Annotated in this window: 21 protein-coding genes; 16 read left to right on the top strand and 5 right to left on the bottom strand. The window is 57.0% G+C overall.

The annotated features are described in order from the left end of the window. Nucleotides 1-8 precede the first annotated feature (8 nt). Both C2I19_RS07290 and hemP read right to left on the bottom strand, forming a co-directional pair. Nucleotides 9-2,210: a TonB-dependent hemoglobin/transferrin/lactoferrin family receptor gene (locus C2I19_RS07290; RefSeq protein WP_103902046.1), complete on the bottom strand. Its 2,202-nt coding sequence runs from the start codon at nucleotides 2,208-2,210 to the stop codon at nucleotides 9-11. Between the two features lie 57 nt (nucleotides 2,211-2,267). Further along, complete coding sequence (gene hemP / locus C2I19_RS07285; protein WP_103902045.1) at nucleotides 2,268-2,438, bottom strand: hemin uptake protein HemP; 171 nt, start codon at nucleotides 2,436-2,438, stop codon at nucleotides 2,268-2,270. 252 nt (nucleotides 2,439-2,690) lie between these two features. On the opposite strand from hemP, the gene C2I19_RS07280 reads away from it, so the two are divergent. Genes C2I19_RS07280 through C2I19_RS07260 form a run of 5 tightly spaced genes read left to right on the top strand, consistent with a single transcriptional unit; the run spans nucleotide 2,691 to nucleotide 7,266 of the window. Further along, complete coding sequence (locus tag C2I19_RS07280; protein ID WP_103902085.1) at nucleotides 2,691-3,419, top strand: S-methyl-5'-thioinosine phosphorylase; 729 nt, start codon at nucleotides 2,691-2,693, stop codon at nucleotides 3,417-3,419. 21 nt (nucleotides 3,420-3,440) lie between these two features. Next, nucleotides 3,441-4,133, top strand: coding sequence for a class I SAM-dependent methyltransferase (locus tag C2I19_RS07275; protein WP_103902044.1), 693 nt, complete (start codon nucleotides 3,441-3,443; stop codon nucleotides 4,131-4,133). Nucleotides 4,134-4,142: 9 nt separating this feature from the next. Then, nucleotides 4,143-5,336 carry an aminotransferase class I/II-fold pyridoxal phosphate-dependent enzyme gene (locus C2I19_RS07270; RefSeq protein WP_103902043.1) on the top strand — a complete coding sequence of 398 codons (1,194 nt, stop codon included), beginning with the start codon at nucleotides 4,143-4,145 and terminating at the stop codon, nucleotides 5,334-5,336. After that, nucleotides 5,333-6,541, top strand: a complete 1,209-nt coding sequence (locus tag C2I19_RS07265) for a DegT/DnrJ/EryC1/StrS family aminotransferase (RefSeq protein WP_103902042.1) — start codon at nucleotides 5,333-5,335, stop codon at nucleotides 6,539-6,541. Before C2I19_RS07270 ends, C2I19_RS07265 begins: the two co-directional genes overlap by 4 nt. 2 nt (nucleotides 6,542-6,543) lie before the next feature. Further along, on the top strand, nucleotides 6,544-7,266 hold the full coding sequence (locus tag C2I19_RS07260) for a WbqC family protein (protein ID WP_199181103.1): 723 nt from the start codon (nucleotides 6,544-6,546) through the stop codon (nucleotides 7,264-7,266). A 2-nt stretch (nucleotides 7,267-7,268) separates the two neighbouring features. On the opposite strand, the gene C2I19_RS07255 is transcribed toward C2I19_RS07260, so the two are convergent. Continuing rightward, a complete protein-coding gene (locus C2I19_RS07255) occupies nucleotides 7,269-8,246 on the bottom strand; it encodes an aspartate aminotransferase family protein (protein ID WP_103902040.1) in 978 nt (325 codons plus the stop codon). Beyond that, a complete protein-coding gene (locus tag C2I19_RS07250) occupies nucleotides 8,246-9,379 on the bottom strand; it encodes a DegT/DnrJ/EryC1/StrS family aminotransferase (RefSeq protein WP_103902039.1) in 1,134 nt (377 codons plus the stop codon). The genes C2I19_RS07255 and C2I19_RS07250 overlap by 1 nt, the downstream gene beginning before the upstream one ends. 429 nt (nucleotides 9,380-9,808) lie before the next feature. Here C2I19_RS07250 and C2I19_RS07245 point away from each other — a divergent pair, with 429 nt between their 5' ends. From C2I19_RS07245 to C2I19_RS07195, 11 genes are all read left to right on the top strand, one after another. Continuing rightward, nucleotides 9,809-14,563 carry a glycosyltransferase gene (locus C2I19_RS07245; RefSeq protein ID WP_146056756.1) on the top strand — a complete coding sequence of 1,585 codons (4,755 nt, stop codon included), beginning with the start codon at nucleotides 9,809-9,811 and terminating at the stop codon, nucleotides 14,561-14,563. Between the two features lie 235 nt (nucleotides 14,564-14,798). Next, entirely contained in the window at nucleotides 14,799-18,695 is a 3,897-nt protein-coding gene (locus C2I19_RS07240; protein WP_233201133.1) for a glycosyltransferase, read from the top strand. Between the two features lie 168 nt (nucleotides 18,696-18,863). Then, nucleotides 18,864-19,715 (top strand): flagellin N-terminal helical domain-containing protein, encoded by an 852-nt coding sequence (locus C2I19_RS07235; RefSeq protein ID WP_103902037.1) that lies wholly within the window; start codon nucleotides 18,864-18,866, stop codon nucleotides 19,713-19,715. A 73-nt stretch (nucleotides 19,716-19,788) separates the two neighbouring features. Then, nucleotides 19,789-20,211, top strand: a complete 423-nt coding sequence (locus tag C2I19_RS07230; protein WP_103902036.1) for a flagellar protein FlaG — start codon at nucleotides 19,789-19,791, stop codon at nucleotides 20,209-20,211. Between the two features lie 44 nt (nucleotides 20,212-20,255). After that, nucleotides 20,256-21,617, top strand: a complete 1,362-nt coding sequence (gene fliD / locus C2I19_RS07225) for a flagellar filament capping protein FliD (RefSeq protein WP_103902035.1) — start codon at nucleotides 20,256-20,258, stop codon at nucleotides 21,615-21,617. Between the two features lie 67 nt (nucleotides 21,618-21,684). Beyond that, entirely contained in the window at nucleotides 21,685-22,110 is a 426-nt protein-coding gene (gene fliS, locus C2I19_RS07220; RefSeq protein ID WP_233201132.1) for a flagellar export chaperone FliS, read from the top strand. Between the two features lie 34 nt (nucleotides 22,111-22,144). Next, nucleotides 22,145-22,456, top strand: a complete 312-nt coding sequence (locus tag C2I19_RS07215) for a flagellar protein FliT (RefSeq protein WP_158253654.1) — start codon at nucleotides 22,145-22,147, stop codon at nucleotides 22,454-22,456. Nucleotides 22,457-22,583: 127 nt separating this feature from the next. After that, nucleotides 22,584-22,937: a DUF2802 domain-containing protein gene (locus C2I19_RS07210; protein WP_103902032.1), complete on the top strand. Its 354-nt coding sequence runs from the start codon at nucleotides 22,584-22,586 to the stop codon at nucleotides 22,935-22,937. Further along, nucleotides 22,934-23,974, top strand: a complete 1,041-nt coding sequence (gene fliK, locus C2I19_RS07205) for a flagellar hook-length control protein FliK (RefSeq protein ID WP_103902031.1) — start codon at nucleotides 22,934-22,936, stop codon at nucleotides 23,972-23,974. Before C2I19_RS07210 ends, fliK begins: the two co-directional genes overlap by 4 nt. Next, nucleotides 23,955-24,290, top strand: a complete 336-nt coding sequence (locus C2I19_RS07200; RefSeq protein ID WP_103902030.1) for an EscU/YscU/HrcU family type III secretion system export apparatus switch protein — start codon at nucleotides 23,955-23,957, stop codon at nucleotides 24,288-24,290. The genes fliK and C2I19_RS07200 overlap by 20 nt, the downstream gene beginning before the upstream one ends. 69 nt (nucleotides 24,291-24,359) lie before the next feature. Beyond that, a complete protein-coding gene (locus tag C2I19_RS07195) occupies nucleotides 24,360-25,226 on the top strand; it encodes an NAD(P)-dependent oxidoreductase (protein ID WP_103902029.1) in 867 nt (288 codons plus the stop codon). Nucleotides 25,227-25,290: 64 nt separating this feature from the next. Here the strand turns inward: C2I19_RS07195 and C2I19_RS22950 are convergent. Further along, nucleotides 25,291-25,853 (bottom strand): HU family DNA-binding protein (locus tag C2I19_RS22950; protein ID WP_439647041.1); only part of this gene is annotated, 563 nt, incomplete at its 5' end.

Genomic DNA, 25,853 nt, shown 5'->3' with positions numbered 1-25,853 from the left:
GATAAGGGTCAGAACTGGTATTCGACGCTGGCGCCGACATTGCGGCCACTCTGGGTGTAGCGGTCCAGCGTCGGGTCATTGGCGGCCATGCCGCGCACGTCGGCGGCTTTCCAGTACTTGCGGTCGAAGACATTGAACACGCCGGCGCGCACCACGGTCTGCTTGGCGGGCTTCCAGTAGGCGGTCAGGTCCAGGGTGGCGTAGCCCGGCGCTTCGAAACCGGCGGTCTGCGCGGAAGATGCGGGCGACAGGGCGACGGCGGCCACGCGCGTGTTGCGGACGGCGGCGCGCAGCAGCGCCTCGCCGCCGAAGCTGGCCTGGTCGTAGCGCAGCCCGGCCACGGCGGACAGCGGCGCGATGGAGGACAAGGACGTGTGGCTGTCCAGATCCTCGCCGTGGGCGTAGGCGATGGAGCCATTGAGCTGCCAGCCCGGGGCGAGGCGCCAGCCGGCGCGGGCCTCGGCGCCCTTGATGTCGACGCGGCCGATGTTTTGGTATTGATAGGTCAAGAGGCCCTGCTGCATACCCAGGCTTTGCTGTTCGATGAAGTCGCGGTAGCGGTTGGCGTAGGCCGTGAGGCCGAAGTCGAAGCGCTCCCACTTGCCCTTGAGGCCGAGTTCCACGCCGCGGCTGGTTTCGGACTTTAAGTTAGGGTTGGCGATCACCTGGTAGCCGTAGGCGCGGTTGACGAAGGCCATATTGGCGTCGTCGAACGGCGGCGCGCGGAAGCCGGACGACAGCTGGGCGAAGCCGGTGTAATGCTCGGCGAACGGGATGCTCAGGCCCAGCTTGGGCGAGAAGGCGCCGTCGCTGAACGAGGGTACGGCCTGGCCGCCGCTGTTGGCATAGGCCTGGTCCGGCTGGGTGCGCATCTTGTAGTGGTCCCAGCGCAGCGATGGCGACAGGGCGATGCCATTGGCGAACTTCATTTCGTCCTGGATGAACAGGCCGATGCGGTCGGACGTGCTGTCCGGGAAGGTCTTGCTGGGGAAGGTTTCGCCGCTGATGACGGTATTGCTCGAGCCGTTGGCCAGGTACTGGGTTTTCATGCGCGGCCGGCTGGTGTCGGTGCGCGACAGATCGACGCCCCATAGCAACTGGTGTTCGGCGGACCGCGCGGCGAAGCGGTGTTCGGCATCCAGGCTCAGACCGAAGATTTTCTGCTCGAAGCCGTAGTTGGAGGCGATGCTGCTGCCGTCGCCGTATCGCGCCAGGCTGTCGTCGGCGTTGTCCAGCTTCTGCTGGTACAGTTTGGCGGACAGACGCTCGAACGGACCCATTTGCTTGCCTTCCCAACCCAGCGACACGCGCTCGCGCTGGGTGCGGTCGGCCGCGGTCTGATTCTGCAATGCGGGCATTGGGCGGCCGCGGGACACATAAGCCGGATACAGCGTGTTCAGCAGATTGGTATCGGTGTCGCGGCGGAAATGCTCCAGCGTCAGCTCCAGCCTTTGCCGCGGGGCCAGCGTGTAGCCGAGCTTGGCCAGCGCGTTGTCGCTGTGCCAGTCCTGCGGATTGGGCGTGGTCCGCGCGACGGAGGCGCTGTCGTTGCGGCCCAGGTTGTCGGCCTGATGGCCGTTGCGGTGGGTGTAGATCAGCATCGCGTCGGCGCGCTCGCCCTTGACGCCGATGGCGGCGCTGCCGCCCCAGCTCTTGTCTGCGGTCGAACCGAAGCTCTTGACGCTGCCGCCGACGCCGGTTTCCTCCGGCACGAAATCGTCCACCGCCTTGGTGCGATAGCCGATGACGCCGCCTATGGCGTCCGAGCCGTACAGGCTGGAAGTGGGGCCTTTGACGATGTCGATGGCGCGCAGCGTTTCCAGTTCGACGAAGTCGCGGCCTGAAATGGCGCCGTTGCCGTTGCCGCCGCCGGCATAGGCTTCCGGCAGCCGCTCGCCGTCTATCAGCATCAGGACGCGGTTGCCGTCCATGCCGCGTATGGTCCAGCCGGCGTTGCCGCGGCGATTCGGGTCGGAGGCGACTTCCACGCCCGGCTCGTACTTGGCGGCATCTGAGATGTCGCGGATCAGCCTGTCGTCCAGTTTGTGGCGCGAGACCACGCTGGCGCTGGGCGCGGTTTCGGCCAGCGGTTTTTTGGTGCGATGGGCCGTCACCTGTACGGTTTCGAGCGATTGCGGAGCGTCTTCCGCGAAGGCCGGCCAGGCGGCTGCCAGGCTCAGCATCAAGGGGGTGGCGCGGAACAGGGCCATGGAAACTCCAGAGTGCTAGTCGTTTCCGCTGGCTGGCTGTCGGCTGGCTTGCGGGGGTTATTTGATCAGTATCAGTTTGCCGTTGCGCGTGAGCTGCAACCGGTACAACTCGCCCTGATGCTCGATCAAGATTTCGCGTCCGCCTCCAAACAGCTGGCGGCTGTGCAGCAGCGGCGCCGCCGGGGCGGGGTCGTTGCGTTCAGGAACAGGGGCGTGTTTTGCGTTCATTTGCTAATGATAACCATTATCATTTAATTGATCAAGATCAAGTCCGCCAGTTCGTGGAGCAGTCTTGCCGCATGGGTGGGCAAAGACCAGAAGCAAGCTCAAGGTAATGCTGCCATCTCGGCGCGCAGGCGCGGATTAGTTGTCCATTTCGGCGCGGATTCGGACATAATCAGGAAAAGCGGCTGGATATTGTCGAACGGTATGGACAAGCGCCATGCGGGAGCCGCTCAGAATGACAAAGGGGAGACGGATATGTTGGCAATCATCGGTGGAAGCGGGCTGGCGCAATTGCCGGTGCTGGAGGTGACGCATCGCCAAGTCGTGCGCACGCCATACGGCGACCCGTCCTGCGCCCTGACCTATGGCAAGCTGGCCGGGCAAAATGTAGTGTTCATCGCCCGCCACGGCTATGGCCATTCGCTGGCGCCGCATGAAATCAATTACCGCGCCAATCTGTGGGCGCTGCATAACCAAGGCGTCAAGGGCGTGATCGCCATCGGCACGGTGGGCGGCATTCGTCCGGACATGGCGCCGGGCCGGCTGGTGGTGCCGCATGACATCATCGATTACAGCTGGGGCCGCAAGCATACTTATTTCGAGGGGCCGGAGCGGCCGGTGGTCCATGCCGAGTTCACTTCTCCTTACGACCATGCCCTGCGCCAGCGTCTGCTGGATGCGATCAAGGCTACCGGCATCAGCGGCGTGCGCGACGGCGTCTACGCCTGCACCCAGGGGCCGCGGCTGGAAAGCGCGGCAGAGATTCTCAAGCTGGAGCGAGACGGCGCCGATATAGTCGGAATGACCGGCATGCCGGAGGCCGCGCTGGCGCGCGAGCTGGCGTTGCCTTATGCCCATCTTTGCCTGGTGAGCAATTGGGCGGCCGGCAAGGGACGCCAGACTCAAGTGGAGTTCGATCCTGCGGTGGCGGCCAAGAGCGTCGAGGCTTTGATGCGTACGCTGGAAGCCTGTTTCGCCGGGTGACGCGCTGAACAAAGGAAGGTTATGGAGTACCCAAAGTCGGATTATAAAGAGTATCCAAAAACGCTGGACCCGGACGACATTTGGGGACAAGTGAGGCGAACCGCCTATGGCAAGCCTATCCCCGAGGATCAGATCCTGCTGATGGTAGCGGCGATGAGATCCGGCTTGCAGCTGTCGTCGGGCGATACATTGCTGGACATCGGCTGCGGCAACGGCGCTTTGTCGCATTATTTGTTCGACGATTGCGCTGGATATTTGGGCATTGATTTCTCGGAATATCTGGTATCGGTGGGGCAGCGTAAATTCCATCGGGCTGGCTTCGATTTCCTTTTTTCCGACGCGTTGAGTTATCTGCGCGGCGAGCCTGACCCGGAGCGCTTCAATAAGGCTATGTGCTTTGCCGTGTTGTCATATATGGATGACAACACGGCAAGCGAAGTGTTGCGCACGCTGAGACAGCGTTTCGTCAACGTGACGCGGGTGTTTCTGGGCAATTTGCCGGACCGCGATTTGGCCATCCATTTCTACCCTTCCGGTATCGACTACAGCCATGACGTAGAGGATCCCGCCTCGCAGATCGGCCGCTGGCGCAATCCTGCGCAGATGGAGGCTTTGGCCGGCGCGGCGGGCTGGCGCCTGAGCGTCAGCCGCATGCCGGATCACTTCTACCAATCGCATTACCGCTATAACGCGGTGTTGGAAATTCTGGGATAGGGAGCAGGAATGCAGAAGCAGAAGGCGGACGATCTGGCCTGTTACGGTGGCCAGCCTTTGTTTGACAGCATACGGTCGATATCGAATCTGGTACGGCCGGACATTGAGACCTTTCTCGCTTACTCGAAGCAGTTTTTTGAGAATGGACAATTCACCGATCATGGCGTAGTCGAGGCCCTGCACGAGCGCCGGTTGGCGGAGTTTCACGGCGTGCGCCATTGCGTGTCGTTTTGCGGTGGTTTCTGGGGCCTGGTGATGACGATGAAAAGCCTGGCTTTGCCGGGGCGTCGCGAAGTGGTCATGCCATCGCTGACCTATCGTCGGCTGGCAGACATTGTGGCCTGGGCCGGGCTGACGCCGCATTTTTGTGAAGTGGATCCGGAACTGCTGTGCATCACGGCGGAAACCGCCGCGCCGCACATTAACGAGCATACCGCCCTGATCCTCGGCGTCCATCCCATCGTCAACTGCTGCGATGTGGATGGATTGGAAGCATTGTCCGAGCGCACAGGCGTTCCTCTGCTGTTCGACGCGGTGGAATCGGTGTACGAGTCGCACCGGGGGCGAAAAATAGGCGCTTGCGGCAGCGCGGAGTGTTTCTCCATGCAGTCGAGCAAGCTGTTTAACGCCTTTGAAGGCGGCTATGTCACGACCAATGACGACGCATTGGCTGAGCGCTTGCGCGCGCTGCGCGATTACGGAGTGGATGAGAGCGGGCAGATGACGATGCCAGGCCTGGGCGTCAGGCAAAACGAAATGCATGCGGCAATGGCGCTGGCGGCGTTGGACGATGTGGAGCGTCAAGTGGATGATAATCGGCGGCGCTATTATGCCTACCGCCGCGGCTTGTCAAGCGTGCCTGGCGTACGGCTGCGCGAGTTCGACGAGAGCGAGCGCTGCGGTTTCAAGAATATCCTGGTGGAATTGCTGGAGGACTGGCCTATCAGCCGTGACGATACAGTCAAACTGTTGAACTCGGAGAAAATGCTGTGCCGTGCCTATTATTCCCCGCCGCTGCATCAGAAAAAAACCGGCTATGACATGATTTTTGGCGATTTGTCGCAAACCGAGCGCCTAGCCCAGCGCTTCATGCTGCTGCCGTGCGGCTACTTCGTCAGCGAAGCGGATATCGAGCAGATCGTCGGCCTGTTGGCCTTCATTTATCAAAATGGGGCGGAAATCCGCGCTAGGGGAGTGCGATGAGCCAGATCGACACCGAACGCCAATTGGCTGTGTTGGGCGGCGCGCCGTTGACAGAGCAGAACGTGCCGTTGGGACAGCATAACTTCCCTGATTGGCATGCCTATGAGGCGGCTTTCCGGGACATCTTCAACCGCCAGTACTACACCAATCATGGTCCCTTGGCGCAGCGGCTGGAAGCCTCGCTGGCGGAATATTGCGGCGTGCGCCACGCGATGTGCACCACCAATGCAGAAATCGCCCTGGTGTTGGCGGCGCAGGCCCTGGGTTTGCGTGGCAAAGTGGTGGTTTCCGCACTGGGACATGCCTGGACGGCGCAGTCTTTGCTATGGGCGGATTGCGAGCCATTGTTCTGCGATGTGGACACGGCCACCGGCGGGCTGGATCTGGGGATGCTGGAGTCTATCCTGGCTGAGGACCGACCCGTCGCCATTCTGGCGATGAATGCCTGGGGCGGCGCGGACAACGCGGCAGCGTTGCGTGAATTGGCGGATCGTCATGGCGTTGCGTTGTATTTCGACTCCGCGCAGTCCTTGGGAGCGAGGACGAACAGTAGACGGTTGGGCGGCAATGGCGCGATGGAAGTATTTTCCTTGCATTCGGAGAATTTGCTGAGCGGGGCAGAGGGCGGAGTGATCTGTACCGACGATGACGCGTTGGCGGCCCATATTCGCAATATCCGCAGCAATTACGGCATGGGCAATGTGATCGTGCCGGTGGTGAAGACCAGCAATGGCCGGTTGTCTGAAGCCCAGGCCGCCGTCGCTCTGCATAATCTACAGCGCATAGACGAATATTTGGCGCGCAATCGCTCCCTGTTCGACAGCTATTCCGCAGCTTTGCGCGGCGTGCCCGGCGTGATGTTGTGGCAGCCGGGCGACGAGACAGCGGAGCCTACGCATCAGAATTTGTTGCTGCGTGTGGACGAGGCGGCATTTGGCTTGAGCGCCGCGGAGTTGGCGCTTGCGCTGCGCGCGGAAAACATCTCGGCCCGAACCGTGCCGGTTTGGCTGCGCAGCCCGGTGTATGCAGATGCCGCCCGCCGCCATTGTCAGGACGAGACGCAGGCAGAAAGATTGGCCCATAGTTTGGTGCAGTTGCCGCTGGGGGCGAGGGTGTCGGTACGGCAGGCCGAAGCCATAGGCCGAGCCATTGCCGCATTGCAGGCTCAAGCCGGCTCGGTGCGAGCGGCGCTGCGCAGGGGGTGAACATGAATGTTGCGATCATGCAGCCCTATTTCTTCCCGTACCTTGGGCACTTCGCCCTGATCGCGCAGGCGGAGAAGTGGGTGGTGTTTGATTTGACCCAATACACCCACAAGAGCTGGATGACCCGCAACCGCGTGTTGCATCCGTCAGGCGGCTGGAACTACATCGCAGTGCCGCTTGCCAATGGCTCCACCGCCATCCGTATCCATGAGGCCAGAGTGCAGGATTTGGCGGCAAGCAAGAATAGTCTGCTGGGCAAGCTTAGCCATTATCGGAAGCGGGCGCCGTTTTACCGTCAGACGGTGGCACTGATCGAGGAGGGCTTTGCCGCTGCGAATGGCAGCGACTCTCTGGTCAATCTGAACTTGCAGACGCTGAAGGCGACCTGTTCTTATCTGGGGCTGCCATTCCATCATGTAGTAGCATCGGCGCGGCATTATCCTGTGCCTGAGGATATGGGGCCGGGAGACTGGGCGCCGCTCATCGCTGAGCAGGAGGGCGCCACGCGCTACATCAATCCATTGGGGGGGCGGGAACTGTTCGAGCGGGCGGCGTTTGCTCGCCGCGGCATCGAGTTGAAGTTTCTGGATTTTCAGCCGATGCGGTATGCGACGGCAGACTTGGCTTTCGAGCCAGGGTTGTCGGTGTTGGACGCGCTGATGTGGAACGCGCCGGCGGAGGTGTTGAAAGCCTTGCGGGAGAATGCGTCGTTGATCGATGCTTGAGTTCAGTTCAGCGCGGCTCTCAGCGCCGCGATGACGCGGGCGATGTCGGCTTCGCCATAACGCTGGTCGCAGGGTAGGGCCAGCGTATGTTCAGCTAGCGCGGCTTCCGTTGCGCTGTCTGCAGCCAGCTCCAGGTCTGGCCAGTATTTGGCGACGAAGATGCGCTGCGCGGCCAATATTTCGCGCAGATCAGGTTTCTCGCAATACAGAGGATAGGCTAGAGGAGAGGCGCCGGCGGGAATCGGCAAGGGATTGAGGTCGCCGAAGGCGGTGTGGTATTGCGCGGCGTTCATTCGCCGTTGCGATCGGGCGCGGGGATAGTCGATGCTGGCCAGCAAGCGCTCCGTTAACTGCGACATGCGTTTGGGTTCCTGGTTTTTGAAAGTGCGACGGGCTTCAAGAATGTGCGGGTAGCCGGCCTCCGGCGAGTCTGCCAGCCGCGTGAGCAATGGTCGAAATCTTTCCAGCGACAGCGTTTCGGTTTCCGCTGGCTGAGGGATGTTCAAAGCGCTGCATAAGTAAGCGCCATCCGGCACCCCAAAAAACTTGCGCGGGGAGTAGATGGTCGCCAGGCAATCCGGAGGGGGCGAGAAGAAGGCTTGCGAAAAGTCCAGTACGACGCGCTCCTTCGGCACTCGTTGCAACAGCGACTCGATTTGTTCGTCGCAAATGCCGTAGTAGTTGACGTAAAGCAGCAACTCGCCGGGCGCGGGGGCTAAATCAATAGGAGGCCGGTAGTTATGGTCTATCGGGTAGAAGCATAGCGACACGCCTGAGCGACGAACCGGCTCCAGCATGGTTGGGCAGATGAAGCGGGGCAACCACAAACGGGAAGGGCGGAGTTGCCGCAGCAGCGCGAGAAGCGAGGCTCGCGCCGATTGCAGCCTCAAGGCGTCGGGATAGAGGTGGCCGAGAGCCGGCGGCAGTTCCAGCTCGAAATAACCGCCGATAGCCGGGAGCGGGCTGACAGACGATTCCATCAGGTCTCCTTTGTCCGGGGGGGATTGCGCACTAAGTTGATGATGAAGTCCTGTTGCTCGTCGCTGAGGTCGGGATAGATAGGCAGGCACAGCACCTGTTCCGCCTTGCGTTTGGCCACTGGCAAAGGCTGTAGCGCGGATGGCTCAGAGTGATAGATGGCGAAATCGCTGATCAGCGGGTAGAAATAACGCCGTGCGAGCACATCGACATCGCGGAAGGCCTGATACAGCCCGTCGCGGTCCAGCGGGTAGGGCGCGGTGATGTAGATTGGAAAATAGGCATAGTTCCACTCCACGTTGTTCGCCACTGGATGAAGAGCGATGCCGGGTACTTGGCTTAGCGCGGCGACATAGCGCTCATAGAGGCGGCGGCGGCGAATGGAGATTTCATCTATATATTGCAGCTGTAGCAGACCCATTGCCGATTGAATTTCGCTCATCTTGCCGTTGATGCCGGCCTCCACTACCGTAATTTCATCAACAAAGCCGAAGTTTTTCAGATGATCGATGTGCTGCTTCATTTCTGCGCTGTGGCAGACGATGGCGCCGCCCTCGAAGGTATTAAACACCTTGGTGGCGTGGAAGCTGAGAATGGAGAGGTCGCCGTCCAGCAGGATGGAGCGTCCGTCCTGCTTGACGCCAAAGCAGTGCGCCGCATCGTAGATTACTTGCAGGCCATGCCGGTCGGCAATTCGTTGGATCGCATCCATGTCGCACGGTGTTCCATAGACATGGACTGGCAGAATTGCGGTGGTGCGCTCAGTGATCAGGGCTTCTATCCGAGCAGGGTCGATATTGGCCGAGTTGGGGTCGATGTCTGCGAAGACCGGACGGATGCCGTTCCACATCAGCGCATGACTGGTGGCGACGAAACTGTATGGACTGGTGATGACCTCTCCTTTGATGCCTAGCGCTTGCAACGCGGTGATGAGCGCGATTGTGCCGTTGGCAAATAAGGAGATATATTCAACTCCGAGGTAGTCCGCAAGGCGGGCCTCAAGCTGGCGGTGGAAGGGGCCGTTGTTGCTCAGTTGTTTGCTGCTCCATATCTGCTCTAGATAGGGCAAGAATTCTTCCAGTGGGGGCAGGAAGGGCTGGGTAACGGGAAGGCGCGAGCCGGGAGATGACATCATGACTCTTCTCCGTGCCGAAAACCGGCGTTCGACTGATTGCTATTATAGTGTGACATACCAGTATATGAAAAGCGAACGTGAGTCATGATTAATAACCTAGTGGTTGATGATGAATTCTATGACTGTCACCTAAGAGCTGTCCACAATTGAATAAAAAAGTTTAGCACTTTTTTAGCGTGCTTTATTGCATGATATCGCTGATGACGTGCGGTTCTGCCTCTAGAGTCAATAAGCTCGGTTGTGCGGAAGTCAAGGAAGTGAATCGATCTGTAGCTCGATTTTTATAAGATGCCTATAGCGTGAGGTGGTCGTGGTTTAGGTTTTTAATATTGGATTTTTATTCCAATATTTCACAGCTTTTTTTATTTTAGCTCCTCCTGTCGAGGGTGTCATTGTATTCGTTTGGCCAGGCTAAGCCATGGGGGTAGTGTGTCTACGAAGAAAACTGTCTTGCAATCAGAAAAATATCCTTATTACATCATTGCACCAGGGTTCAGAGAAACCTCATCAGGTGTTCGAGTGTTGCATCAGCTATGCCATGAACTGAATGCCAGAGGATATGAGGCATATATCACTTCCCTCGAGGTGCGAGAGGGGATGAATACCCCGGCCTTGATGCAAGCTACAATGCGCCGTAATCGGAATAAAGGAATTGAGCCCATTGTCATTTACCCGGAAGTGGTGCATGGGAATCCTTTGAGTGGTGATGTGGTTGTACGCTATATACTAAATAAGCCTGGTTTTATAGGAGGTCCGACCCTATATGACGATGGTGATATATTGTTTGTTTATAATAAGGGTGATTTTCTTCCGCCAGGCATGGAAGCGGAGTTGATGCGCACCCCAGTTTTGGATATTGAAATATTTAATAATAAAAATAATGCGCACGATGCAGTGAGGAAGGGTAAATATGTATATGCTCATCGTTACTGTCAGCAGGGAGGTAACGTTGATGAGAAAATTTTGCAGGAGACCGAACGTCTGGATATGGCAAAGCCTCGCAGCTTGGTGGAACTAGCTGAGCTATTTAGAAAAGCGGAGTGTCTATATAGCTATGAAATGAGCGCGATTTGCACAGAGGCTATGTTGTGTGGTTGCCCAGTCATTTACATGCCAAGCGAGTACCTAACCAAGATTCCCAATCTTGATGCTTTTCATGGAGATGGCTCGGCTTGGGGAAATACACCTGAGCAGATTGAACACGCGAAGCGCTCGGTGGGGAAAGTGTATGAGCATTATGAAAAGCAAGTTCTGGAATTTCCCGAGCAACTAGAGCGCTTCATATCTATCACTCAGCGTGCTGCGGCAGAAAAAACGCATGAAAAAAGGGTGGAGAAGCTACGCCCACGCAGGCCGCGTATTGGCATATTAACTGGTGAATTATTAGACACGGCAAGCTATAACGTACGTCTGGGGGATCCTCTGGCGTTAATGTCACCGGTGTTGGATACTTATTTTTATAAAAATCAAGCTGCTTACAGCTATGAAGGTGAATTTCCTTTTCAGATAGATGGCGAGTTTGTTGAAGTTATGGATATGTTCGTCATCCATCATGGTTTTCCAATTGCTGAATTTCCGGATTTAATTGATCTGATAGTGGAGTCCGAAAAGCCAATTGTTTATGAGGCTGGTGACGGATCATTGATGGCGCGAGTAGAGCCGGCTACTCATTTTTCAGAAGGCGTATCGCGTAAAAACGAGGAGTGGTTATTGCAGCATTGTTCACTCGTCGTTGCGTCGACTGATGCGATGGCTGAGAAAATGCTTAATTATACGAAGAAAGCTATAGCATTTCCTGATTTGATTGCTCGCGATCGCCTTGTTGATCCAATGCCGCGTGGCGAGAAAGTTACAATTGGAATTTCTGGCGACTTCTTCCAAGAAAGTGATTGGGAGATTGTGTCGTCAGCATTGATGCGTATTGGCGAGCTTTATGGGGATGCAGTCAGAATTGTTTTGCTGGGCGATATTCCTCCTGGTTTCGTAAAGCCCAAAAATTGCCTGCAAGTTTCAGTATCAAAGCGCTATGGCGACTATTTAGTGGATATGGCCAAACTGAGTATTGATATTGCACTTGCTCCATTGGGAGGAGGGGATTTCAATGCCTTTAAGTCAGACGCTAAGTGGTTGGAATACTCGGTCATTGGCGCGGCTACGATCGCATCAGATGTACTGACTTATAGATGGTTAAAAGAAAAGGGACTGGCAACTCTGGTAGATGATACCGAAGCAGGCTGGGTTGATGGTGTCTGTAAGCTAATTGATAATCCTGAATTGCGCTCAGGTCAAGCCAATTCGGCGCGTCAATATGTATTGAATAATCGTTTGCTTGAAAATCGGCTGGGAGAGTTATTGGAGAAGTATCTGGAACTCTTGCCAGATCATTTGAAGCAGCTTCCGTTATTACAGCCTGGCCATGTAGTTACCCGTCGTTTGGCAGAAACTGATATCGATGGGTTGACGGCCTATAGAGAATGGCTAGCATCTCATGAGCTGCGAGCGGTGCATGCAGAACAACTGGCTGAGAGAATGGTGATGGCATGGGGCGTTGTGCCCATCTTCAATATTATCATGCTAGCTTCCGCCGGTCGTTTGGCAAGGCTATCGGAAAGTTTTGCTTCGATGGAAAAAATACTCTATCGAAACTGGCGGCTGATCGTGATTTCAGATGCGCCAGAGCCTGATCCTGTTTTTAGTAGTAGCGTCCAATTGGGGTGGTTGCAGCTGGATAGTTTGGAGAATGATCAATTGGTTGTCGATGCGATCAATGGGATCATTGCCGATGTGCCTTCAGATTGGAGCTTGTTGCTGCCTGCCGGAGCGCGTTTGCAGCCAAATGCGCTTGCACGGATAGGAGAGGAAATTAACGCGCATTCTGAATATGCGGCGATATATTTTGACCATGATGTTGTATCCCCAGTTGGACACAGGTTTTGCCCTGCCTTCTTGCCAGACTTTTCGCCAGAATACCTACGCTCCATGGATTATATTGGCTATGCGGTGGCATTCAAAACTGAAAATATTGCCATGCTGGGTGGATTTCAACCTTATCCCAAAGCTCATTGCTATGACGCTTTGCTAAGAGTGTTTGAGAGAGGTGGGGCGGAGTGCATAGGCCATATCGATGACCAACTCATTTCGATGCCATGGCAAGAGAGCAAGCTGGATGTACTAGGAAATGCATCTCGTCAGGTTGCGCTTGAGAATCATATTGTGCGCATGGGCTGCCCAGCTAGGGTCAGTGAAGGTTTTGTACCAGGGACATTCTTTTTTGATTTTCAATTACTAAGCACGCCACTGATATCCATTGTCATCCCTAATAATGGAAGTCTGAAAGACTTAGCAGCTTGTGTCGATAGTTTGTTTGAAGTTACCGGTTATCAGAATTTTGAAGTCCTCATTGTTGATAAAGGCATATCCAAGCCTGGGGCGTTAGAGTATTTCAATAAAATTCAAGATGCCTATCCTGGGCGCATTAAAATAGTTAACTGTGAGGCGACATCTAATCTGTCCATGCAGTGTAATATCGGTGCGCGCAATGCCGCTGGCGAATATTTGTTATTGTTGCGTCATGATTTTGAGATTGCGCAGGATAACTGGCTAGAACGCATGCTGGCAACGGCGCAGCAACCTGGAGTAGGCGCTGTCGGGCCGCGCATACAGGATGTGGAAACTGGCAGTGTGAAGCATGCAGGCTTTGTGCTCGGGATGCCTGGCGACTTGTATTCCGTGGCCGGTAGTGTATTTGAGGGGATGAGCAGTTCGTTGCCTGGTTATATAAACCGTAACGTGACGATGCAGAATTATTCTGCAATTTCCGGGGCGTGCCTGATTGTGGAAAAGAAAATTTATGACGCAGTCAGTGGGATGGATGAGAGTTTCTACGGAGACAGTTTGATCGATGTGGATTTTTGTCTGAAAATTGTCGCGGGTGGTCTGCGCAATATTTATAACCCGCATGTCGAATTGCTGGCTCATCTCGATCATGATGCTGGCGATGGGGCTGTGGAAGCTAAGCTTTCATCAGGACACTTAGCTCATCCATGTAAAGATGCCGAAGTGATGCTTGAACGTTGGGCACCAATTTTACGGCGTGATCCAGGGTATAATCGGCATTTGTCTTTGCGTAGTAAAAATATGGGGATAGAGTTAGATCAGACGGTTGCTTGGGATGTTGATTTACCTAACCGTGTTCGAGTGTTAGGGATCTCTGCTTTTGATGAAGGGACCGAGTATCGTTTGAGTCAGCCGCTTTCTATCTTGCGAGACAATGGAAAGCTTGATGGGGAAATACATCGGACCCTGAACGGTCTCCCATCCGTGGTTGAATTGTATAGGCAGTCACCCAACACCTTGTTGTTGAACGTAGGCATTCACGATGATATATATGAGGCTGTGGCGGCCTATCGTAAGCATCTTCCTGATCTACGCATCGTTTTTGGATTGGATGATTTGGGTAGCGGGACGGCTTGCTTATATGATTATTACGTGGGCCGCCATCCGGATGCCAAACAGCATCTGCAGCAAGTTTTGAAACTATGTGATGCGACGATAGTATCGACTCAGCCACTTGCTGATTTGCTCCAAGATATGGAAGTCGAGACCATTGTGATTCCAAGCAGGCTTTCTCGGGCGACTTGGGATGGGTTGGCGTCTGCGCGTCATCTCCGGGCTAAGCCTCGTGTGGGTTTGGTCGGCACTGGACTCTATGGCGATGACATCGCTTTGCTTGATGGGGTGATCCAAGCGACCTGCCAAGAAGTAGAGTGGGTGTTCTTGGGAAATTGCCCATCGGAACTTGCGCCCTATTTTTCAGAGATGCATCCAACGGCTCATTTTTCCGAGCATGCAAGAAAAATGGCGAGTTTGAATTTGGATCTGGCTGTAGCGCCATTGGAAATCAATCTATTCAATGTGGCCAGAAGTAATATTCGTTTATTGGAACATGGCGCTCTTGCTTGTCCTGTCGTATGCACAGATATCTATCCTTTCCAGACCAATAACGCTCCAGTTTGCCGAGTGTCTAATGATGCAGCGGCATGGATTCGAGCGATTCGCGAGAGAGCTCATGACTGGGCGCTTATGGAAAAAGAAGGCGATGCTCTCAAAAAGTGGGTCAGCGAGCACTATTGGTTGGAAGATCACTGTGATGATTGGTTGAGGACTCTACAAGGGAAGGATTAGGCTTAGCATGTAAGGTGAGGTGCGCGGGCTGATGAATGAATTTGGCTCGTGAATCGCCAGCGGTGTTATGGTCAGATCATGAAGGTCTGGATTAAAATAATTTATTCAGGCGGCTAGCAATTGTATTGTGCGTCAAGCTCTTTCAGTAATGAGCTTCCTTGTTGGATAAAACAAGGGTGTGCATATCGACTATTCGTACGCGTTGCCGATTTCGTTCGGATGCGAGGAGTGTTTTATGGGAAGCACTGTTGATGTCAGGGATGGGGGAGAGGTTTTGGAAGCGATAGAACGTAGAAAAGCGCGCGTTGGCATACTGACTCGTGATATGCCGGACATGGTGTGTTTCCGCTTGCGAGTGCTGGATCCCCTGCAACTGCTGGGAAATTATTTCGATTATCAGTTGCACGAGACTATGGCAGGCAAGGTGTATGAAGGCGAATATCCCTATGCTGACGATGATGCCTTCATCGCGGCCATGGACATGTTTGTGGTGCAACGTGCCTTTCCAATACTGCGCTGCCGGCCCTTGCTGGAGAAGATTGTCGCCTCCGGCAAGCCGATGATCTATGAGCTGGATGATTGGCTGCTGGGTTTGCCGGAGTCGCATAAACAGTTCGGCCTGTTCGAGCAATGTCTGCCGCACATTGAATGGATATTGGGTAAAGCGACCCTGGTGGTGGTGCCGAGCACGCATCTGGAGGAGAAGGTTAGAGCGTTCAATCCCAATGTGTACGTGTTTCCCAACGCGGTTAGCGCGGAGCGCTGGGTCGATCCGCTGCCGCGAAACGAGCAGGTAGTGATCGGCTTTGCCGGCACTTCTACCCGGCAGCGTGAAATGCGGATGATTAACGAGGCGCTATCGCGTATTCACAATGATTACGCGGGGCGTGTGAAGTTTGTGATGTGGGGAAATTGCCCGCCGGAATTGAAGGGCAAGCGCGATGTGCGGGAAGTGGATAGCTACGTTAGCTATGCCGAATATTTCGACAAGCTGGCTTCGTACAGGATAGACATAGGCCTGGCGCCGTTGGTGGCGGACGCGTTCAGCGAGAGCAAGTCTGATCTGAAATGGGTGGACTATGCGATCACTGGCGCGTGTACGGTGGCGTCTGACGTAGGAAGCTATTGCTGGCTGAAAGACAGTGGTATGGCCAGCGTGGTGCCCAACGATGCGGAGTCCTGGTATCAAGCCATCGCCAAGCTGATAGAGGAGCCGGAACTGCGCCGGCAGCAGTTGGAAGCCTCGCGCGAGTATTTGCGCAAGGAGCGCGTGCTGGAGCATGTTGTTGGCCAGTTATATCAAGAGTGGCGTCGCCTGCTGCCTGGAATGGGTTTGCCTGAGCGGCTTGAGCGCCTAGCCAAGCTGGACATGCGCCAGTTGAGTACTTTGTTTGTCGATGACGATAAGCCTTATCGACAATGGGTGGACGTGCACCAGATGCGGGAGGTCCATGCCGAGCAGTTGGCAGAGCGGATGATGACTGTTTGGCGCAAGCAGCCGGTTTTCAATCTGGTTATCTTGGCGCCGCAAGACAAGCTCAAGCATTTGTCCGAGAGCATGACGGCGATGCAGCGTCAGCTGTATCCGCATTGGCGGTTGATCGTGGTGGCGGACAGTCCAGTGCCTGACCCGATTTTCACCAGCGCGCCGCAATTGGGCTGGTTGCAATTGGATGATCTGAGTGATGCGGAAGCCGTCAGCGCGGCGTTGAACGGCATCATCGCCGAGGTGCCGGCTGACTGGGTCTGGTTGTTGCCGGCGGGATTCCGACTCTCGCCGGATGCATTGCTGCGCGTGTCCGAGGCGAGCGATCAACACCCGGATTGGCTGGCCATCTATTGCGACAGCGACGTGGTGTCGCCGATGGGCAGCCGCTTCCTGCCGGCTTTCCGGCCGGACTTCTCGCCAGAGTATCTTCGCTCCATGGATTACATCGGCCATGCCCTGGTGCTGTCGAGCGAGGCTGTGGCCAAACTGGGCGGCTATCAGCCGTATCCGGACGCCTATGGTTACGACATGCTGCTGCGGCTGGTGGAAAACTTTCCGTGCGAAGCGGTGGGCCATGTCGACGACGTGCTGCTGTCCCACCCCTGGGAGCGCGACAACGGCGGCGAGGTGCGTCTCGCTGCGCAGCAGGTGGCCTTGGAGAGCCACGCCAAGCGTTGTGGCTTCCCGGTGAAGATCGGTCCGGGATTGGCAAAAGGAACATTCCATTACGAATACCAGCTGCTGCAGTCCGCGCTGGTGTCGGTGATCATTCCCAATCGAGACAAATTGGAATATCTGGAGCCCTGCGTCGAAAGCCTGTTCGGCAAGACGGCCTACCAGAACTTCGAACTGATCATTGTCGACAATCGTTCGGAGCAGCCGGAAACGCGCGAGTATTATCAGGAAATCATGGCGCAGTGGCCGGGCCGGGTCCGCGTACTGGATTACGACGCGCCGTTCAATTTCTCGGCGCAGTGCAATCTGGGAGCGCAGGCTGCGCAAGGTGATTACATCCTGCTGCTGAACAACGATACCGAGATCGTGCAGCCGCAGTGGCTGGAGCGCATGCTGGCTTGCGCCCAGCAACCCGGCGTCGGCGTGGTGGGCGCGCGCCTGCTGTTTCCGGGCGCTATGCGCGTACAGCATGCTGGTATTGTGCTTGGCATGCCTGGGGGGCTGTACTCGGTGGCGGGACACGCTTTCGTCAATCAGCCTATGGAAGAAGCGGGTTATATGAACCGCATCCAGACCATGCAGAATTACTCCGCGGTGACAGCGGCCTGCGTGTTGGTGGAGAAGCAGATTTACGAGCTGGTGGGCGGCATGGACGAGACGGAGTTCCAGGTCTGCTTCAACGACGTGGACTTTTGCTTGAAAGTGCAAGCGCAAGGCCTGCGCAATGTCTACAACCCTTATGCCGTGGTCTGCCACCATCATGCGCGCAGCATCACGGTCAGCACCACCGATCCGCGGCTGGCGTTGCGGGCGCTTGAGCGCGAGCGCAATGAGCTGGAGGCCTTTCTTCGCAAGTGGGCGCAGCGCCTGAGCCATGATCCGGCGTACAACCGACATCTGTCCCTGGTGGAGCCGACCATGAAAGTGGAGGCGGGTCGTTGCGCGGCTTGGGCGCCGGAGGTGCCGGGCCGCAAGCGGGTGCTTGGCATGCCGGTGCCGGGCGGCAGCGGCGAGTACCGTCTGAGCCAGCCGCTGACTGTGCTGCAGCAACAGGGCAAGCTGGATGGCGAGATTCTGCAGCCGGACAAGGGCATTCTGTCTGTCGTGGAGATGGCGCGCATGGCGCCGGACACGCTGTTGTTGCATGTGGGCATGCAAGACGCGGTGATGGATGCGATGGCAGCTTACCGTGAGTATCTGCCGCAGATGCGGCTGGTGCTGGGCCTGGACGACCTCGTGGGCAGCCTGCCGGAAAAAAGCAATCTACACGACCACTGGCGGCGTAATTACCCCGACGCCAAGGCGCGTCTACGCAAGGTGTTGAAAACATGCAATGCGCTAGTGGTCTCGACCGAGCCCCTGGCCGATTTCGCGCGAAGCATGATTGATGAGATCGTGGTGGTGCCCAATCGCCTGCGAAAATCGGTGTGGGGCGCGCAAACATCTCAACGTCGAGCCGGCAAGAAGCCTCGGGTGGGCTGGGTAGGCGCGGCCCAGCACCGTGGCGACCTGGAGTTGATCTACGAGGTGATTCAGCAAACTTACAATGAGGTGGAGTGGGTATTCATGGGGATGTCTCTGCCGCAGTTCCGGCCATATGTGGAGGAGATCCATCCCTTTGTACGCTTCGATGACTATCCGGGCAAAGTGGCGGAGTTGAATCTGGATCTTGCCGTGGCGCCGCTGGAAATCAATCCGTTCAACGAATCGAAGAGCAATCTGCGTCTGCTGGAATATGGCGCGATGGGCTGGCCGGTGGTGTGCACGGACATCGTGCCGTATCAAACCAATGACGCGCCGGTGTGCCGCGTGCCGAATCAGGCTGCCGCCTGGGTGGAGGCGATACGCGAGCGCGTGCACGATCTGGATGCGGCGGCTAGGGAGGGCGACGCGTTGCGGGCCTGGGTGGATCGCCATTACTGGCTGGAAGAGCGCAACGACGATTGGTTCCGCGTGCTGACCGGCTAAAGACGCGGCATCGGTCTGCGTGGGCAGCCGCTCGGAGCGCGGCGCCCGGCGGCGGCCTGACTCATCAGATGCGGAAAAATGTTTTTGTTCCTAAAGTTCGAAGGACCGCCGCCGATAAATTGAGTAAGCAAGTCTCTTTGCCCACTTAAGCGTATCAGGAGATTCATCATGGCTATTACCGTCAACACCAACGTTGCCTCGCTCGGCGCGCAGATCAATCTGAACAACTCGCAGAACTCTCTGCAACAATCGCTGCAACGCCTGTCTTCCGGCCTGCGCGTAAACAGCGCCAAGGATGACGCCGCCGGTCTGGCGATTTCCCAGACCCTGACTTCCGCCATCCGCGGCAACAACCAGGCGATCAAGAACGCCAACGACGGCATCTCGGTAGGCCAGACCGCTGAAGGCGCGCTGGGCTCCATCGCCAACAACCTGCAGCGTATCCGCGAAATCGCGGTGCAGGCCTCTAACGGCTCCGTCAGCAACACTAACCGTTCGCAGCTGCAGAACGAAGTGGACCAACTGACCCAGGAAATTTCGCGTATCGTGCAGACCACCCAGTTCAACGGCACTTCGCTGTTGTCCGGCGGTTCCGCGCTATCCTTCCAGGTGGGTTCGTCCGGTAGTACCGACAACCAGGTGGCGGTGACCGCTACCGACTTGTCCAGCGGTAACAACGTGCTGTGCGCATACGCCTCTTCTTTGACTGCGACTGGTACGATCAACATCACCTCGCAGAGCGGCGCGTCTGCCATTCTGAGCTCGCTGGACAAGGACATCGCAACGGTTTCCACCGTGCGTTCCACCTGGGGTTCGGTGCAGAACCGCTTCGACGCCGTGGTGAGCAACCTGCAGAACTATGTGCAGAACCTGAGCGCAGCCAACAGCCGTATCGTGGACGTTGACTTCGCCTCGGAAACCGCTAACCTGACCAAGAACCAGATTCTGCAACAAGCCGGTTCCTCCATTCTGAAGCAAGCGAACAGCCTGCCTCAGTCTGCGCTGACGCTGCTGCAATAAGTTATAAATTGATGGTAAGCCAGTCTGCAGCTCCGGTTGGGCAACCGGAGCTGCGGGCACGAGGAGCGTGATCATGCAAATTCCATCCATCCTGTCGCCATCGATTCCGACGACGAGCGCCTCGGTACAGCGCCAACAATTGACTGAGCTGGCGCAGGCATCGAACGGCGATCAGGCTCAGCCGGTGTTGGCTGATTCCTCGCAGGCTGTGACTGCGGCTGGGCAGAGCCAGCAGCAACAGAACCAGGCCGATGTGCTTAAGCAAAGAACTGATCCCAAGCAATTGCAGGAATCTGTATCCCAGCTGAACAATGCGGCATCGGTATACAATAGCTCCTTGCAGTTTTCCGTCGACAAGGACACCGATACAACGGTGGTCAAGGTCGTAGACAAGGAAAACAATAAGGTGATTCGTCAAATCCCATCCGAGGAGGCGCTACGCATCGCCAAAGCGATCGGCGACTTCAAGGGCCTGCTGCTGAAGGACAAAGCCTGATTTAGACCTGTCCTGGCGCAGAGAATAAAAATCATGGAGATAACATGGCCTCCATTTCCGCCACCGTGGGCGCATTGGATGTACAGGGTATCGTCAGTCAACTGATGCAGATCGAGCGTCAGCCTATGGATGCCAGCCAGAAAAAGCTGGATCAATACAACACGCAGTTGAGTACCATGGGCAAGTTGAGTTCGGCCTTGTCCTCGTTGCAAACCTCAATGTCGCAATTGGCCTCAGGCAGTTTCCTGCAGGTGTTCAAGGCCTCGGTCAGCGATAGTTCGATGGGCGCGGTTACAACCAGCAGTGGCGGCATGGCCGGTACTTATCAGGTGTCGGTCTCGAGCCTGGCGACGAATCGGCAGCTAGTTTTCGATCAGGTGGGCGGGCAGGCCATTACCGATTCGAAGGCTGCCATTGCCGGCGCGCCTAACCAATTGACCTTCCAGATCAATGGCAAGGCGCAAACTGTCAATCTGCAGTCTAAGCCAGGCGATATCGTTTCCCTGCAAAGCATTAGCGACAAGATCAATGCTGCCGGCGTAGGCGTGAACGCGTCAGTGGTACAGAATGGCCAGCAATACAAGCTAGTGCTGGCTTCGTCGAATTCGGGAACTGACAATCAGTTCACCATCACCGGTGGCGGCACGGATTCGGGCACGACCAGCGGCTCCACTTTGGCCGGCCTATCGCAAAGCGTGACGGCGGCTGGCGAGTCGCAAAGCGCCAAGAACGCCATCCTGAGCGTGAACGGCGTAGCCTTGACCGCATCCAGCAATAAAGTATCCACTGCCATTCCCGGCGCGGAGCTCGATTTGTACAAGAAGGGCGATTTCACCGTGTCGATGTCGCCTGACAGCGCGGGAGTAGCCAAGAACCTGCAAACTTTCGTGGATGCCTACAATCAGGTGATCAACGAAGTGAAGACTGCGCGGACTGGAACGATGAAGGGCAATGCCTCGATTCTGGACATCCAAACTCGATTGCAGCAGGTGCTGTCGGTAGGCGTTGAAGGTGCGGATCCGGTCAACTCCTATGCCTTCCTGTCGCAGGCCGGCATCGCGTTGCAGAAGGACGGTTCGTTGAAGCTGGATCAAAACGCCTTCAATGACGCTCTGAAAAAGGACAAGCAGGCAGTCAGCAACTTGTTCGGCAACCCCGCCAACACCGGTTTTGCTCAACGCTTCAACAAGACAATCAATGCTATGCTGGGGCCTGGCGATGTGATCGAGACCAGCAAGACTTCGATCCAGTCTAGGGTCAGCACGGAAAAGCAGGTGCAAAACTCTTTGCAGTCTCGTTTGGACACCAAGCAGTCAATGCTGCTGCAGCAATATACTCGCTTGAACTCCACCCTGGCGCAGATGCAGTCCGGCTCCAGCAGCTTGTTCAACCTGATTTCCAGGTAAATTGATAGACGGCGGTTCTGATCGCCTCGCGGTTAAAAAAAGATGGTGACACATGCTGAATTCACGAATGCTCAAGCAGTTCAATCAGGCCTATGCCAATGACGCCTTGAAGGCGGCAGTGTATGGCGCGAGTCCGATTGGTATCGTCGTGATGCTCTATGAAGGGGTGATCAAGGCCGTCATCTCCGCCAGCATAGCCATTGACGCCGGTCGTTTCGATGAGAAGGCACGCATGATTTCCAAGGCGGTGGATATCCTGGAAGGATTGCGCATTGCCTTGGATCTGGGGCAAGGCTCCGAGGCGGCGGTCAATTTGAATGATCTGTACATCTATATGAAGATGCGTTTGGCTCAGGCCAGCCTGAAGAATGACAAAGAAATTTTGTCTGAAGTGAAAGGCCTGATGGAAACGATATTGCCGGCGTGGCAGCAGGTGGATCGCGATTTGGCGGCGGCTCAAGCTGGGGCGAGCGCTGGCTCTTCTGGAGGCTGATTCCGCGATGGGACCAGCATTCGATACCAAACCCTTGGAGTTGGCCGATCTGATTCGTGAGTTGGAGTCTGCTGTTGGGCCGCTGCGGCAAGCCGCCTGCGACAGAGAGAGCTCGCGCTTCTATGAATTGCTGACAAGCAATGAAGAGCGCACTGGCTTGTTGTTGCGGCGGCTGGAGGCAGAGGGGCGTGATCAACTGAGTCCGGAGCATAGATCGGCTCTCAGGCGCGTGCTGGCCTCACGCGAGGAGATTCAGCAACTGGTCGCCGAGTGGGCTGAGCACGTCAAGGATGAGCTGAAGGCGTTGAGTCATAGCGCCAAGCTCAATCGTCGATACAAGGGATGAGGCGGGCCCGCTTCGTAAGCCGGGCCATGGCGTGTCGTTGAGCGGGAAGCGGTTTCGACTTGGGTTGCGCTGCTTTTCGCCATACACTTAAAGTCAATGTGGATGCTCACCCAGGAGGGGATTCCCCATGACCGGCGCCTTCTTTCCATATCTGATGGTCGTGCTGTGGCTCGCGCTGGCAGGGGCCGTCGCTTATCTTTATGGCAGGTTGCGGCGGCTGGAAAGCAAGCGAGACAGTATCAGCTCTCTATATCTGGATCAGCAGCAACAACAAATCAGTGCCTTGCAGCGCGATGTGGTCAGGCTGCAGTCCAAGTTTGAACAGCAGGCAAGCGGAGACGCCGGGTTGAGTCCATATAATCAGGCGATAGAAATGATACGTCAGGGCCTGACCGCTTCCGAAGTGGCTTCGCGTTGCGGTATTTCTCGCAGCGAGGCGGAGTTGATCGTATCGCTTTACCGTAATAGTCCCACCTCATGATTCCATCCTTACCCAACGCCATTTCCACCTCGACGCAGGGTTCGTCGCCAACACTGAACCAGCTGCGGACCTCTGTGGATGGCAGCCGGTTGCTGCAGGCGCTCAGCCAACCTGACAGCTTGCCGTCGCTGATGGTGGGCGAGCTGCTCACGGCCAAGGTGGCGGATCAACTGGGTAATAATCAGCTGGCGGTGCTAATCAAGAACGCGCTGTTCACGTTGAGTCTGCCTCCGGGCGCCAATCCTTCCGGCGATACCCTGAATCTCAAAGTGGTATCGCTGTCCCCGGCGCTGACTTTCGCCATGCAGGAGGGCGGCAAGGAAGCATCCTTGCCGCAGGACGGCTCGGTTGCGGTCAAACTGAGCGTGGCGTCGCGTTATCTGACCACGCTGCTCAATGCCGGAGACTCCAACGCCGCGGTCAATTCTGGCAAGACGCTGCAACTGGATGCTGGTGCCCAGAAGCCGGAGCAGTTAGCCAAGCAACTGCAGCAGGACGTGAAGCAGAGCGGACTGTTTTACGAGTCGCATCTCAAGGATTTCAGCAATGGCCTGCACGCGCTGGAGCAACTGAAGCAGGAGCCGCAGGCCAAGCTCACGTTGTCGATGCAGGCACTGGACGATGGGCAGAAGAGCGCGGCGGCCAAGCCTCAGTTGCAGGAGCTAGGACATCTGGTGCAGCGGCAGCTCGATGGATTGGAGCAACGGAATGTGCAACTGCAGGGCTTGGCTTGGCCGGGACAGCCGATGCAGATGGAAATCCAGCGGGAGCCGATGGAGAATGAGCGAAAAGGCGACGGCAGCGAGGACATTCCTGTATGGAGCACCAGTTTGTCGCTGAACTTGCCGGCCTTGGGCGGGATGGGCGTGCGCGTGCGCTTGGTGGGACAGTCGGTGCAGGTGTCGTTCAAGGCCGAGGACGACGATGCGGGACAATTGATACGCCAGCATGCGACGCGTTTGCGCGACGGCATGGCGGCGGCTGGGCTGACCTTGGCCGGCTTGGCGGTGAATCAGAATGAACCAGCAGCAGAATGACGACAAGCGCCGCTCCGCGGTGGCGCTATCCTATCAGGATGGCCAGCGGTCGCCGCGGGTGGTGGCGAAGGGTTATGGCCAGGTCGCGCAGCGCATCATCGAGTGCGCTCAGGATGCCGGCGTATTCGTGCATGATTCCCCGGAGTTGGTCTCCCTGTTGATGCAGGTGGACTTGGACAAGCACATTCCTCCCGAACTTTACCGCGCTGTCGCGGAAATCCTCGCTTTTGTCTATTACCTGGAGCATCAGGCAGGCGCCTCGCAGGCTGAGTTCGAAAACCCGATCGAGCGCCGTTCGCCGGTCAGCAATCCCTGAGCGCCGCTGGCGCCGCCGGGCGCAATCGCCTATGCTCTGCCGATTACGACCTCACGCTTGGAGAGTGGCATGCGAATCGGTTATATCGGACTCGGCATCATGGGGCGGCCCTGCGTCCTCAATTTATTGAAAGCGGGACATCAGGTTCGCGTGTGGGCCCGCAACCGCGATAGCGCGCAAGCTTTGCTGGACGCCGGGGCGGAGTGGGCGGATAGTCCGGCCGAGCTGGCGGGCCTGGTTGAGGTGCTGGTGAGCAATGTCTCCGATACGGCGGATGTCGAGCAGGTGTTATTGGGCGAGAGTGGCGCGGTCCATGGCGCGAAGCCCGGCTTGGTGTGCGTGGACATGAGCACCATCGCGCCCAACGGCGCGCGCCGCATCGCGGCTGCGTTGGCGGAAAAGGGCGTCGACTTCCTGGATTGCCCAGTGTCGGGCGGCGAGATTGGCGCGGTCAACGGCACGCTGACCATCATGGCGGGCGGCCGGGTCGAGGCGCTGGAGAAGGCCAGGCCGGCCTTGCAGGCCATGGGCCAGACCATCACTCACATCGGCGCCAGCGGCGCCGGACAAGTGGCCAAGGCATGCAATCAGATCGCGGTGGCGGTAGGCGTGGCTGCGGTGGCGGAAATCGTCAAACTGGCCCGCGCCTGCGATGTGGATCCCGCGCCGGTACGCGCCGCGCTGCTGGGCGGTTTCGCCCAGAGCCGCGTGCTGGATGTGCATGGCCAGCGGATGATAGACGACAATTACGCGCCGGGCTTCAAGGCCAAGCTGCACGCCAAGGACATGCACATCGTAAGCGATACCGCGCGTGACCAGGGCATCAGCCTGCCGGCGGCGGAGCGCGCCATGCATTTGATCGATCAACTGGTGGCGCAGGGCGACGGCGAATTGGATTCGTCGGCGATCGCCAAACTGATCTGGCAACAGAACTGAGGGACAGCAAGAAAAACGGGCCGCGTCATAAACGCGGCCCGTTTTCCATGATCGAGGGCGCTGCTTAGCCGCCGATGCGGTCCTTCAGCGGCTTGCTGGCGACGAAGGCCACTTTGCGCTTGGCCGGAATCTGGATGGTTTCGCCGGTCTTGGGGTTGCGGCCGGTACGGGCGGCGCTTTCCTTCACCTTGAACTTGCCCGCCATGATGCTCAGCTCGCCGTTGTCGGCCAGGGTATCCAGCAGAACTTCGTCGAAGGCGCCCAGCACGCGCAGTACATCGGCCTTATTCAGGCCGGACTTGTCGGAGAGGATGGCAATCAGTTCGGCTTTGGTCATGGTGTGCGTCTTTCGCGAAGAGTGTAAACCACCATTTTCTGCGATTTTGCCTTGCTGATAAAGGTGAAAAAGCAGGATACGATTATAAATGCTTTTGCAATGTCGCTTCGGGCATACGGATAAGGGGGCGAGGCGGGGAAAACAGCGCTTGCAGAGGCCTCTGCTTGGTCGAGAGAGCGCTTGACCGGCCAGGGGGTTCTCGATGCCCCAATGCGCCCGCGCCGCTTGCGCCAACGCTTCGGCGCTCAGCTTGCGCGAACTGATGTAGCAGCGGCGCTCCCACTGCCCCG

It is taken from the genome of Chromobacterium alticapitis, assembly GCF_002924365.1.
Classification (GTDB): Bacteria; Pseudomonadota; Gammaproteobacteria; order Burkholderiales; family Chromobacteriaceae; genus Chromobacterium; species Chromobacterium alticapitis.
The sequence above is the reverse complement of the archived record's forward strand: the minus strand, read 5'-3'. Positions and strand labels throughout refer to the sequence as shown.